This window comes from Hyella patelloides LEGE 07179 (assembly GCF_900659865.1).
Classification (GTDB): Bacteria; Cyanobacteriota; Cyanobacteriia; order Cyanobacteriales; family Xenococcaceae; genus Hyella; species Hyella patelloides.
On record NZ_LR213959.1, the window covers coordinates 1 to 13,503 of the forward strand.

Consider the following 13,503-nt stretch of genomic DNA (forward strand, 5'->3'; position numbering starts at 1 on the left):
AAGAAATTCTAGTTAAACGTTGCAATGTTTTAAATGAAATGACTAAAGAAATTAGAGATTTAACGAATTACTATTGGTTATCTGATATTTAATTTAAACCTGGTTTTCTAAACAGGATTTCGTATAACTTGCATTGGAGATGGTCACTCAGGGATTTGGAATTTGATGGCAAAATTTAACCCTCAAGGAGAAACCAGAGAGATTTTAGATTGGTTTCATTTAGCCGAAAATCTTTACAAGGTTGGCGGTTCATGGAAACGTATCTATCAAGGGAAAACCCTCTTGTGGCAAGGTAAGGTAGACGATACTTTGGAATTGTTTTCTTCTTTAAAAAAGAAACAAGCACATAATTTTTGTACGTATTTAGAAAATCATCGTCATCGTATTGTCAATTACGGTTATTATCAAGCTGAAAACATTTGTGCGATCGCTTCAGGGGCAGTTGAATCCACCGTTAAACAAATAGATAGAAGATTGAAAATTTCAGGAGCGCAATGGAATCTCGAAAACGTACCGCAAGTTCTTAAACATCGATGCGTGACGCGAAGCTAATCCTTTAGGGCTTATCTAAATAATACTATTTTTGCTTAGTAGTATTCTTGTTCTTGCATCTTTGACCTGCTCCCTTTTTGTCTCTGCCAAAATCTACCTTTCTATGGTAGTCAGTTGATGTGCTTTCAAACAACACTTATTATTTAATTCGCGAGTATTACTCGCGAATTAAGAATCTTTCTTATTTTTCTTTTTACCAAAATGGGATGCTCCCATTACAGATGCCATGCTTAAAGTCACAAAAAGTGATATTCGTAATTGGTTTACTCATTGTTGCTACTCTACCTCATGACTGTAGGAATTGCTATATCTTTTCTACTGACCATTTAGATTCGCTAATAAAGTGGTGGATATTATGATAGGAAGAACCGACTATATTGTCAGTAATTTGAGAAATATTTTTACGTTTACTTTCCCCTAATAGTCCAGCTAAATAATAACGAAATCCTTTTTTCTGACCTTTAGTTTGCCATAAATCATCAAACTCGACACACCACTTCTCGAAACAAGGAGGTAAGGCTTCAAGAGTTATTTCTTTTATGGAGAGCGATCGCAAAATTGATTTAAGTAAAAGCAACACTCATTGATTATTGTAGCTTATTTTTGCCACTCGAATTCCGAAAGTCCAGTTAGGGTGCATTTATAGTAAACTTTTAGCCTGTTTCTAAGCATATAGACCTTTGGCTAATAGAATTTTTTAGTTCGCCAGATATCCTAAACTCATATCGCGAAGTTTGAGAACAATGAACATGGTTAACCTCACAAACGAGCAGCAAAAGTATTTAGGTACTGGTCTATCTTTTCCATTGCAAACCAATGTACAGGGAGGACTCAAGCTAAGTGCTGAAGCTCAGAAAGTCAAAGAATCAATCTGGTTAATTTTGCGAACCGATCTAGGCGAACGTGTTTACCGCCCTGACTTTGGCTGTCGCCTGTCAGAACTAACTTTTGCCCCCTTAAATAAAGATACTTTACTCAAAATTAGGCTTTACGTACTTGAAGCACTACAAACATGGGAGCCTCGAATTGAGGTTGATGAAGTTCGTGCAAATCCCGACACTGCTGGGCGCGTTGACATTGTTGTTGACTACCGTCTCAAGTCTTGTCCCGATCCCTACAGTTTTGTTTACCCATTCTATTTAGTCTCAGAGGTGGAGAATAATGAACTTTGACTTTTTACCTCAACTTCCCAGTTCTCGACTGGACGATCGCAACTTTGACGATTTATTAGAAGAATGCCTGTTGCGTATTCCCCGCTATTGTCCAGAGTGGACTGACCACAATGTTAGCGATCCTGGTATTACCTTGGTCGAGCTATTTGCTTGGCTAACCGATCAGATGCTGATGCGGTTCAATCAGATTCCCCGCAAAAACTATGTAGCTTTTCTAGAACTGTTGGGAATTCGTCTACAGCCGCCGACTCCAGCTCAAGTCAGGCTGACTTTTTATCTCAGCACTCATTTGCTAGAATACACCATCCCATGCGGAACAGAAGTGGCAACAGAGCGTACTGAAACCCAGGAAGCCATCATTTTTACTACGGATCGAGATCTAGTAATCGCTCAACCAACTATAAAACATATACTATCGGCATCAGATGCGGGTGATACTCCTCGATCGCTTCTTGATCGCACAGAGCAATGGCATCATCAACATGATGGTCTTGCAGTAACTCAAGAGTTTGAACTATTTCCCCAAAAACCGCAGTTTGGCAATAGCTTTTATCTCGTAATTGAACCTAATACCAGTTTATCAGGAAAGGTGTTGGCGATCGCCTTTACGGGAGCGTCAGGAACGCCTACAGGTATAAATCCCAAGCATCCTCCCCGTAGTTGGTCAGCCTGGGACGGTGAATCATGGATCGAGGTACTTTTACAGGAAGCAGACGACACCACTAATGGCTTTAGCTTTGATGAAAATACGGGAGATGATAGCTTCGAGCAGAGTGGTGATGTAACTTTGCATCTGCCCGAACGTTTGCCTGTAGGTAGTTTTGACGGCTATAAAGGTCATTGGATTCGCTGCACCCTTAACGAATCTAGTCACCGTCAGCCAGGATATGCAACTTCTCCTCGGATCAAAACAATAGCTATGCGTTCGGTTGGTGGGGCGGTGCAGGCTAGTCAATGGGTTCTGGTAGAAGAGGAAATATTAGGAATCAGCAACGGGAAACCAGGACAGAGCTTTGAAGTTGAGACTGCCCCCATTCTAGAAAGCTTGGGAGAAGAGCAACTGCTTATTCTTCCTCTGGGGAAACCTGCCGAAACCTGGCAGAAGGTTGAAGACTTTGCTGAATCAAAACCTCACGATCTCCATTATGTTGTTGATGCATTGACGGGTACTATTCAGTTTGGACCTTTGATTCGCGAACCCCAAACCCTGAAAAAGCGAACTCAAGCTCGTGCCTCTTTACAGCAAGCACCGCCAGCAGAGCAATTATCTGATCAAAACCTGCATGAGCAAATAGTTGAGCAACAGTATGGAGCAATTCCTCCTCGTGGTGCTGAAATTATGTTTACCTATCGTACTGGGGGTGGTAAACAGGGAAACGTACAGGCGAACACCCTGAGATTTATGAAGACGGCAATTCCTTATGTAGACTACGTGACCAATCATCATGCTGCCGTTAACGGTGCTGATGCAGAGTCTCTTGAAAAAGCCGTCTTAAAAGTACCGCAGATACTGCGCTCGCAAGATCGAGCCGTCACCGCAGCAGATTTTGAAGTCTTAACTCTCAAAGGCAGTGGCGGGGCAATTGCCCGTGCATTAACTTTACCGACGTCCGCCAATCAAACTGCTGGGAGCGTTAGCGTGTGCGTTGTGCCTCAAGCTAATACCGATCTTATCGATCTTGGACGCGGGATTGCTCCTGATAACTTCGATTTGAATTCGGCTCTACGCGATCTCGTCTTGAACTATCTAAATGAAAGACGTTTGCTGGGTATTCAGGTGCAGCTACAGCAGCCCAACTATGTTGGCGTATCGGTTCAAGCTGAAATAACTTTAGAGCCTGCTTACAACAACCCAAGCGCACAGGCAGAGATTATCCATAAAGTCAAAGTCGCCCTCTATCGCTACCTCAACCCTCTAACTGGTGGTTCAGATATGACAGGCTGGGCATTTGGTCGCCCTCTTTATCCATCAGACATAATGGTTGTCCTTCAGCAAATAGCAGGAATTCAATATTTAGGGGCTATCCTACTGTTTCCTATTCAAAAAAATGGGGAATCTTGGCACAGACAAACAACGCCTGTAAGCTATATAGACCCTGGTTCATTAGGTTTACTCTGCTCTTGGGCTGATCCGCAAGCCCGCACTGGACATAGTGTGAATATTCTGACAGAACAATCTGCAATGAGGATTTAGGATATGGTGTCAATGCTTACCTCCAAATCGGTCAGTCTTCATATTTCTCCGATGCACATTCCCCAAACCACTGCCTCTAAGAACGATCTCGGCAAAGGTTCGGCACTGCGCGATCGCGTGCTTGGGGAAGCTACAGGAGATTTACAACAGCAACCTAAGATTGTGGTTCATCCAGGTGAACTCTGTCAAGTTGCCCTTGAAATTAAAAACTGGGAGTCTCAACCTCAGCATTTCACTTTAAAGCTGGAGGGAGCATTCCCTTTAAAATGGTGTCAGCTACAGACGGATGTTGAGAACGCACCTCAATTCGGGATAGACCTACGAAAATCAGTGGCGCAAACGTCAGATACTTCGATGGAAGCTGCGATCAACAGTGTAACCCTGGAAGTAGCTGCCAAGAAAAGTAGACATATTGACTTATGGTTTCTGATTCCTGATGATTTTTTTGAGGGACAAGATACCCTTCAGCAGAATAAGGAAAATAAACTTGACTTTCGAGGTTGTCTGTCGATTTATGCTAACCAGAACGCGAATCAAGGATCGAGTTCACATCCGATTCAAGAATCTAATTTTGAACTAAATGTTCGACCAAGGAGTACCTATACTACTTTTCTGCCAACAGTTTATCAAGAAGTTGATTACATTCATCGCTTCATTAAGATTTTTGAGCAAGCGTTCGATCCAGTAGTAAATAGCTTCACTTCAATGTGGGCGCATCTAGACCCGCTGACTGCACCTCAAGCACTTCTGCCGTTTCTAGCTCATTGGGTAGACTGGTCAATTGATGTGGAGCTTGATTTAACTTATCAAAGACGGTTAATTCGACGCGCCGTAGAAATTTATCGCTATCGCGGAACCCGTAAAGGACTTCGATTTTATCTACATTTATATACAGGTTTACCCCTCGACGAACACGTTGAGCGCGAAGAAGATAAAGCGATCGCCATTACTGAACCCTTTGGTCAAGGATGTTTATTTGGATTGGCTCATATAGGAGAAGATGCAATTATCGGTGGTGGTAAGGCTTATCACTTCGACGTGCGCTTACGCATCCAGCCAAACAGCCCTATTGATGAGCAGCTTATACGGCGAATAATCGATCGGGAAAAACCTGCGTTTTGCTCCTACAGCCTTCGCATAGAGACAGATTAGTACCGCTTCGCGTAAGTAATAAGTATTGATTTATCCGCTCTGACAAGTTATTTGACGGTTGCTTGATTTACGCCCATGTCCACTAGATAAAAACAAACTTTTGTTAGGCATTCACCTAAAACTTATTTAACCGAATTAGTATATTTAATTGGAGATATTCTGATGACCTATCCTTTTCCCAATCCAGCGATCGCCCCTATGGAGCGTCAACAAGTTAGAGATGGCTTACTTCTAACTGCCGAACGTTGGCAACGCGCCCATGACTATCAGCGCAAACGTCAAAATCTTCACTATCAATCAATTAATCAGCCAGGGATTGTTTGTGGGTTAGGAGTACGAGTAATTCCAGCCCCAGAAGAAGTTGCTGCTCAATATCGAGATAATCGTTGGGTACAGATTCAGCCAGGAATTGCTATCGATCTAGAAGGAAATCCGATTATAGTGCCTCAGCAAATCAATTTTCGGATTGCAACTGAGCTAAAGGATTCCGAACCCGTTACTGTTTATTTAGTAGCTCAGTATCGAGACCCAGATCGCTTAGGGGAAAGCTCCGATCGCGAAATTGTACAGGAAACTTTTAGAATTGACGAGAAAAGTCGTCCCCCCAATCGTTCAGATGTGGAGCTTTGTCGCGTTCTATTGCGATCGTCTGAGCAGAAATTGCTTTGCACACCTACCGATATCTTTTTTCCAGGATACGGTGACTTAGACTTACGTTATCGCCGTCAAGCACAGGCAAAACCTCAAGGTTTGGTTCAAATTGCTCAAATCAATTCTGATGATGAAGACTGTAGCCGAAATTTTTTCAATCTCACTTATTTACTACGCGCTGTTGAAGATATTTATCCATCTTTAAAAGGTGCAGAAACTGTTGCTCAAGTTACTTGGGATGAAGATATATATCCTTACGAACTGCTGTATTTGACTGGGCATCAGGGTTTATCCCTAAACAATCATCAATTATCTAAGCTTGAAAACTACTTAAAATCAGGGGGGACTTTGCTAGTCGATGCTCCCGCTAAGAGTACAGAACTAATTCAATCGGTTCAGGCGATCGCTCAATATTTAAAAACACCACTGAAGTCTCTACAAGAAGCCCGTCGCGATCATCCCTTACGGATCAAGCCGTTTCTATTTTCTGCGCTACCAACAGTCGATGGAACTAAAATTCAACTCTTTTCTGGTGGGGGAATTATTCTAGCAATCGGCAACATAGGCGGATCGTGGGGATTAGATGAACAATTACAGCGATCGCGAACTGAAATTAGAACCGCTCAAGAGTTAGGAATAAATATTCTACATTTTGCCTGGAAACGCAAACAGACAATCAATTTGCAGTCTGAACATTGACGAGCGACCCTGATGATTTTTAATCATCTAAGGAACGCGCGAGTTGACCATTAAACATTGAACATTGATAAATGATAAAACCTATACATTCAAAAACTATGAACAATTTACCTAACGATGGCGTTCCTACCAAGCAAACATTACCAGAAGCACCTGAAGAGGTAGTTAGCGATCGCGAAACGGCTTGGCTAGCCCTAGATCGCATATCGTCACAGCCTGAATCTCACTTAATAAAAACTCAATCAACACAAACTTCTAAAGACATGAACATTGACCACCAACTAGAAAATGATAATACCGTTGTTCAAACCTCTCAAGATATGACCATTGCACAAGTAGCAAATCCTGTTTCTCAAGTAGAAAATGACAATACCGTTGTTCAAACTTCTGAAGATATGACCATTGCACAAGTAGCAAATCCTATTTCTCAAGTAGAAAATGATAACACCGTTGTACAACATTCAGATTCTGTCATTCAAAACCGAGCAGATCGGACTGTTGTTCAGTACTCAGACTCACCCATTCATAATTCAATTCATAGTTCAGCAGAGCAAAAGGTCAATCGAGCAAAGTCGCCATTATCTACTAATTTAGATCGACAATCGAGGAGACAAAATTTTTCGCAACCATTAATATCGACAATAGTGCGAGAAAATCGAGGAAACTTTCGACTATTTCATCCAAGTATGTTTCGGAATGTGTTTCGGAATATGTCTCGGAATATGTCTCGGAATATTTTTGGGACATCAAGTTCACCTATCTCTCGCTCTATAAGTATTACAAGACGATTTTTAAATTCAATCTGGAGAAAAATTGGCTTTAAGCAACCACAATCGCGTCTTCTTTTAGGTAGTAGGGAGAAGACTTTAGAACAGCCATCTTCAAATTCCCTCAATCGTTCTACTTATAACACCGTTACTTCAAATGAGCAGCTTGGCTCGGAACAATATCAGAAAAAACTGCGAGAGTTGGATCTTTGTAGACTTAATTTTGCTAAAGAGTTAGCTAGAAACGGTAAATTTCGTAAAGCGATCGCCGAAGCCGAACAAATTTCGGCAATGAGCTACTTATTTCAAGATGCCCAGAGGCTAATTCAAAGTTGGAAGCAGTTTTAAACCGCATCCAGTTTGAAACAAAGAGTTTTTAGGTTAACTATTCGTAAGTAGCAAGTAGCAAGTAGCAAGTAGCAATTATGTTTTGCCGTCTAAGTTGTTTCATTGCTAATTCAAAAACTACGGTTTTCTATGTGGACAAGGTTTAATTTAAAATACGACGTTTGTCTATTTTAGTGTTTCATAATTTACCCTAACATGAACTCATTCAGAGAAATAGCCCTATCAGGTCGTTTGAGCCTGTCTTTGAGAAGTTAACGCTTACCAATAATTTAGCAATATCCATGACCCAAAACTTTAATCGTACAAGCTCGGCTTCTATTGAGCATAACCGTCTGACACAGTTAGATCGACTGTATCTTAATAATCAGATGTTAATGGATCAATTATGCGATCGCGTTTACGAACGACTTGACAAAAATCTCAAAATTAAAAAAGAGAGAATCGGTAACTCTTGTAGAGGAAGATAATAAAATGACTACGCAAAAATCCAATTCTAAAGTTAAGAACTACGTCACAACTAACCGATTCTATATAGAAATCGGCACAAATATAGTTGCCTCATTTTCAGAATGTTCGGGCATCAGTATCGAAGTGCAAAAAGAGGTATATCACGAGGGTGGCGTAAACGAGCAGCAAAGAATTAGCCTAGGACAAACCTGTTTTTCAGATATCACCCTAAAGCGGGGTATGACTGACGATAGTGCCTTTTCAGCATGGTTAGGCGAATTATTTGAAGGAAAAACAAAGCGACGTAACGTTAATATTCTGACATTTAACCAAGGTGGGGAAATTATGAAAAGCTGGTGTCTAATCGGTGCTATTCCAGTGGGTTGGCAAATCCCTAGTTTAGAAGCTGAGGGCAATATGGTTGCTGTTGAAGAATTAACTTTAGCCTTCGAGGGTTTAAAAATGGGCAAGCAGTCGGCTGGTGGCGATGAAGTCTCTAGGGATGGGACGGGATATTTTGCTGAAAGTGCTTGGAAGTGATGAAGGAAGAAGAAAGAAGGAAGAAGGGACGCTAATGGTGCGGGGTTTCATACCTCTCCCAATTTAAAGAAAAAACTTCATTCTCCTTATCCAATGCCCTGCGGGTACTTCTTACGAGGATCATCCTCTCCTAAAGTAAAAGAAGTCTTTTCACTGAAGAAAGATAAATATTAATTGGAGTTTGACCGTGACCGACATTAACCCCCCTACTTCTTTAGCGGAGGAAATTAAGCACCTATGCCAAGCTCTTTTACACTCAACAGATGTACAGAAAAACATAGCTCGAGAAATCGAGCAACTATGGCAAGAAAATTCACACTTAACAGATGTACAGAAAGACATAGCTCAAGAAATCGAGCAGCTTTTGTCCCAACATTTATACTCAGCAGATGTAATAGAACGCTTAGCTCAAGAAATCGAGCAGCTTTTGTATCAACATTTGCACTCAACAGATGTAATAGAACACTTAGCTCAAGAAATCGAGCAGCTTTTACATCATCGTTCAGTGTGGGAGCGCGAGCGAAGAGGGCGTTCTGTAGGTTTTTTAGCCTGGTAATTTTAGTGTATTGAAAGAGTTGAGGAAAAAAGTCATGAAAATTGAAAAAGCCAAGCTAATAGTTCATAGTGACCCTAGTGGACAAGCCAAAGATATTAAGTTCATGTTTAATCCATCACAACTTGATTTTACTCGGCAAGTAAATTGGGATTATGACGTAGGCAACCGAGGAACTACTTTATTGCCAAAGGTTAATTTCTCTGGAGTAGAACCCTATTCGTTTACACTACAGAACTTGTTATTTGATACTTACGAAACCAAGAAATCTGTTATCAAAGAATACATTAACAATATAAAAAAGGGTGCAACGGCTCGTAGCAGTAAACGTACTCGTCCGCCAGTTTATATCTTGACTTGGCACGATAGTTACTTTCACTGTGTTATGACGAGTTTAAACTATCGACTTACCCTCTTTTTGCCTGATGGAACTCCAGTTAAAGCGATGGTTAATATTGGACTTCAAGAAGTCGATCCTCAAAATATGTCGGGAGGAAAAGCACCGACAACAAAAGCTGCTAGTAAAAAATTAATTTAATCTTCTCATCGAGCCGATTGAGGTCTCGTCGCTTTGCTCCAATTCAAAATTATTAATTATCAATTCGCCCATTAACCTCCAGAAGAACGCAAGAGGCTTGTAATAAAGATGTGCTGCACGTGTTTCTTTTTTTCCTTCTTGAAAAACGAATAAAAACCCGCGTTGTCATTATTTGAATCCTCTACCTTGATATGAAGAGGTGCTACTTATTACTTGTGAACTCTTTTAAATTCTGAATTTTGAATTTTGAATTCAAAAAATGGTCGCAACAAATCTACCCAAAATAACCAAAACCTTTATTTAAACAAACCGATACTTAAACTAAAAGGATTGAGGAAAAAGCAATGAAAGTTGAAAAAGCCAAGCTAATAGTTCATAGTGACCCTAGTGGACAAGCCAAAGACATTGAGTTCATGTTTAATCCCTCAGAACTTGATTTTACTCGGCAAATAAATTGGAATTATGACGTAGGCAACCGAGGAACTACTTTATTACCAAAGGTTAATTTCTCTGGAGTAGAACCCTATTCGTTTACATTACAGAATCTGTTGTTTGATACCTACGAAACAAAGAAATCTGTTCTCAAGGAATATATTGACAATATTAAATTGGGTGTAACGGCTCGTAGCGACGAGCGATCTCGTCCGCCTGTCTATATCTTGACCTGGAACGATAGTTATTTTCATTGCGTTATAACGAGTTTGAACTATCAACTCACCCTCTTTTTGCCTGATGGTACTCCAGTTAAAGCGATGGTTAATATTGGACTTCAAGAAGTCGATCCTAGTAATCTACCAGGAGGAAATCCACCTGCAACAGGGTCTGCTAGTAAAACATTAATCCCATCTTCTAATCAAGCTAGTAAAGGTCGCAAGAGTTCCACTCAAAATAGCCAAAACCTTTATTTAAACAAGCCGATACTCAAACTAAATGGTACTCCCGCATCACCAGAACTAATGAAAGACATTCTGGAAATTGTGGTGGATGAAAGCTTACATATGCCAAGTATGTTTATGCTTAAAATTCATAATACTGAGGTTGAAGCAAGTGAGAACGCTGAACCCTGGAGACATCAAAAGTATTTTAATATCGGCGATCGCATTTCCATTGGATTTGAGGCTGGTACTACAGAAGATAATGACTTTCAGGAGATTAAAAAAGAGAATCGGTTAATCGATGCAGAAATTACAGGTATTGAAGTCGATTTTACTCGCAAATCTGAGGCACACATCGTTGTACGTGGCTATGACGTTTCCCATCGGCTATATCGGGGTCGCTACAATCAGTCTTTCCTAAACTCTACGGATACGGATATTGTAAGACGTGTAGCTCAACAAGCAAGAATTAGTATCGGTAAGTTAGATGCAAGTGGTGTCGTCCATGAATATGTTTGTCAAGAAAATCAGACTCATATGGAGTTTCTACGGGAGCGCGCTGCCAAAATAGGGTTTGAACTCTTTGTGCAGGACAATAAGGTTTACTTTCGCAAGCCCAAAAGTGACGGTTCACTAAAGCTGGAATGGCTTGAAGATATTACAAGCTTTGATGTCAGAGTTACCAGTGCCGAACAAGTTAGTTCAGTCCAGGTTAATAGCTGGGATTACACTCAGAAAAAGTTAATCTCAGAAACTGCCACTAAAGAACAATTGGTTACAGAAACGGGAAATGGCAATGGAAGCAGCACTGCTCAAAAGTTTAAAATGAAACAGCCTCCTAAGATGATTGTGGTTGATCAACCTGTAGAAACCGCAAAAGAAGCAAAACAAATGGCTCAGGCACTTTGTAATGAGTTAGGCGGAGAGTTTGTCAATGCTGATGCTAAAGCTGTAGGAAACCCTGAAATTCGACCAGGAAAAGTAGTTGAACTAGCAAAACTGGGAACTCGCTATAGCGGTAAATACTATATAACAGGAACTTGTCACCGTTACGTTCATGGGAACTACACAACTAGCTTTGTAGTTCGAGGACTTAGAGAAGGCAGCTTGTTTTCTACATTGCAGCCTAAAACCCATTTGCAACCTGGTCAAACTCTTTTAGTAGGTCTAGTAACTAAGAATAAAGACCCAAAAGGTTGGGGTCGCGTTAAAGTAAAATTTCCCACTTTGACCATGGATCATGAAAGCCATTGGGCTAGAGTAGTAGGCTTAGGGGCAGCTAATCAAAGAGGATTTTATTGCTTACCAGAAATTAATGATGAAGTGCTTGTCGGTTTTGAACACGGGGATATTCATCGACCATACATAGTGGGGGGTGTCTGGAATGGCAAAGACAAAACGGTAGAAACGGTTGCCGATACAGTTAAGAATGGCAAAGTAAGGCTACGTACCATTAAAACCCGTACAGGGCATACCATTCAATTTGTCGAGGAAGACCACGGGAAATCTAAAGCAGGAATCTACATTAAAACTAAGGGCGGACATCGTATCGACATCAACGATAGTCAGAAATTTATAGAAATTAAAACCAAGGGTAAGCACAGCATCCGTATGGACGACAAACGTAGGTCAAAAAAGATCGAAATTAAAACGTCAGGTAGAAATAAAGTGACCTTGAATGATACAAGCAAGACTATTAGCGTTAAAACTAAAATGGGACAATCCCTAACCCTTCGCGACCTTGGCATGAATGTTGCCCTTCGTACCACAGGGACAATTAATGTAAACGGAGCGACAGCCGTTAATATTGGTAGTGGTGGTGCTGTCAATATCAACGCAGGTGGTGCTGTCAATGTCACTGCAGGTGGTGCTGCCAATGTCACTGCAGGTAAGGCTGTCAATGTCACTGCAGGTGGGATAATGAATTTAACGGCAGCTGGTAAAATGTCTCTTAAGGCTACAAATATTTCATTGCTAGGGGTGGTTACTTACGGCATATAACCACAATCCGTGAATTAAAGGGTCATAATGACGGCTTCAGCGATTTCACTTCCTAACGGTATTCTAAGGATGGTATTAACTGAATGTTTATTCTTTTATTTCTGGGTTTTAATCGAACAAATATTGTTTGATTAAATTCTAAATAAGTTTTCTTTTGAAAAAAGTAATTATTTGCAAATAATCCGAGCCGACAATTTCTGTTTGTAAGCCTTTTGCTGATATTGTAAGTCGATTATTATTTGTTGTGAGTTTTAGCTTAATGAGGGCTTGCTGAATAATAGTGAAATACTGACATAAAAGGGGTTTCGGAGAAAAAAGTTGACTTATCTGCAAGGAAAATAGGTAAAATACTTCAAAACCCTTGCAGAGATAAGGAAGCTGTGTATCGAAAAGCAGAGAAATCGATTGACTCATGTGACAACTTTGAGTTAGAGGAAGGGTTGTCAAAAGACAACCGTTGGGCGGGGCTTACAAGCTCCTGGGGTTTCCCCAGGAGACAGCCCCTTGTAATCATGGCGAAATTGATACCATGGTCAGAGTTTGAACAAGAATATGCGACACTTTTTTCTGAACAAATGGGCGCACCAGCCAAAAGTTTCCGTGTAGCATTAGGCTCATTAATTATTAACGGGACTTAAACAAAAATCAAGCCCAAACAAAACCCAAACTAGCTTTATAAGCGATAAACACATTCCTATTCTGGTTCAACCAATTAACAAAACGAAAAGACATAGCAGTACGAAACGCCTCCAAAGCTTCAGGAAATGTTGTAATCGGTTTATTAGCCCAACGCCGTCTTAATCCTCCAGTTAGCTTGTGCCAAAGGATAAAAGTATAAGCACAAAAGACGAGAATAAAATGTCTTTGTAAACCTTTTTCTCCTCTAACCCTCTTCTGTCACTTTCCGAATTAAAAGATTACGAAATAAGGTGATTTATCCAGAAAGAAGCAGTGTGGGAAATTGATTAATGCTATCAATTAAGTTATGTAATCCTAGTAATAAAGAAGAATTAG

11 protein-coding genes and 3 pseudogenes are annotated in these 13,503 nt (G+C 40.6%); 12 read left to right on the forward strand and 2 right to left on the reverse strand.

Going from position 1 to position 13,503, the window contains the following annotated elements:
• Positions 1-123: 123 nt before the first annotated feature.
• Positions 124-552 (forward strand): annotated as a pseudogene (locus H1P_RS23420) (ISKra4 family transposase); the annotation flags it as partial.
• A 304-nt stretch (positions 553-856) separates the two neighbouring features.
• On the opposite strand, the gene H1P_RS23425 reads toward H1P_RS23420, so the two are convergent.
• Positions 857-1,129 carry a transposase gene (locus H1P_RS23425; RefSeq protein ID WP_186376104.1) on the reverse strand — a complete coding sequence of 91 codons (273 nt, stop codon included), beginning with the start codon at positions 1,127-1,129 and terminating at the stop codon, positions 857-859.
• A gap of 172 nt (positions 1,130-1,301) precedes the next feature.
• On the opposite strand from H1P_RS23425, the gene H1P_RS23430 reads away from it, so the two are divergent.
• From H1P_RS23430 to H1P_RS23480, 11 genes and pseudogenes are all read left to right on the forward strand, one after another.
• A complete protein-coding gene (locus tag H1P_RS23430; RefSeq protein WP_144871898.1) occupies positions 1,302-1,724 on the forward strand; it encodes a GPW/gp25 family protein in 423 nt (140 codons plus the stop codon).
• On the forward strand, positions 1,714-3,918 hold the full coding sequence (locus H1P_RS23435) for a putative baseplate assembly protein (protein WP_144871900.1): 2,205 nt from the start codon (positions 1,714-1,716) through the stop codon (positions 3,916-3,918). Before H1P_RS23430 ends, H1P_RS23435 begins: the two co-directional genes overlap by 11 nt.
• Before the next feature lie 12 nt (positions 3,919-3,930).
• Complete coding sequence (locus H1P_RS23440) at positions 3,931-5,070, forward strand: phage tail protein (RefSeq protein ID WP_222427193.1); 1,140 nt, start codon at positions 3,931-3,933, stop codon at positions 5,068-5,070.
• 162 nt (positions 5,071-5,232) lie between these two features.
• Entirely contained in the window at positions 5,233-6,420 is a 1,188-nt protein-coding gene (locus H1P_RS23445) for a DUF4159 domain-containing protein (RefSeq protein WP_144871902.1), read from the forward strand.
• Positions 6,421-6,518: 98 nt separating this feature from the next.
• On the forward strand, positions 6,519-7,535 hold the full coding sequence (locus H1P_RS23450; RefSeq protein WP_144871905.1) for a hypothetical protein: 1,017 nt from the start codon (positions 6,519-6,521) through the stop codon (positions 7,533-7,535).
• A gap of 281 nt (positions 7,536-7,816) precedes the next feature.
• A complete protein-coding gene (locus tag H1P_RS23455) occupies positions 7,817-8,002 on the forward strand; it encodes a hypothetical protein (protein ID WP_144871907.1) in 186 nt (61 codons plus the stop codon).
• 4 nt (positions 8,003-8,006) lie between these two features.
• Entirely contained in the window at positions 8,007-8,522 is a 516-nt protein-coding gene (locus H1P_RS23460; RefSeq protein ID WP_144871909.1) for a phage tail protein, read from the forward strand.
• Between the two features lie 187 nt (positions 8,523-8,709).
• The gene (locus tag H1P_RS23465) at positions 8,710-9,078 is read left to right on the forward strand and encodes a DUF3450 domain-containing protein (RefSeq protein ID WP_144871911.1); all 369 of its coding nucleotides are present in this window, start codon (positions 8,710-8,712) and stop codon (positions 9,076-9,078) included.
• A 34-nt stretch (positions 9,079-9,112) separates the two neighbouring features.
• The gene (locus H1P_RS23470) at positions 9,113-9,613 is read left to right on the forward strand and encodes a CIS tube protein (RefSeq protein WP_144871913.1); all 501 of its coding nucleotides are present in this window, start codon (positions 9,113-9,115) and stop codon (positions 9,611-9,613) included.
• A 344-nt stretch (positions 9,614-9,957) separates the two neighbouring features.
• Positions 9,958-12,489, forward strand: a complete 2,532-nt coding sequence (locus H1P_RS23475) for a VgrG-related protein (RefSeq protein WP_222427194.1) — start codon at positions 9,958-9,960, stop codon at positions 12,487-12,489.
• 380 nt (positions 12,490-12,869) lie between these two features.
• Positions 12,870-13,115: pseudogene (locus H1P_RS23480) on the forward strand (transposase); the annotation flags it as partial.
• A gap of 19 nt (positions 13,116-13,134) precedes the next feature.
• On the opposite strand, the pseudogene H1P_RS23485 reads toward H1P_RS23480, so the two are convergent.
• A pseudogene (locus H1P_RS23485) lies at positions 13,135-13,359 on the reverse strand (IS701 family transposase); the annotation flags it as partial.
• Between the last annotated feature and the right edge of the window lie 144 nt (positions 13,360-13,503).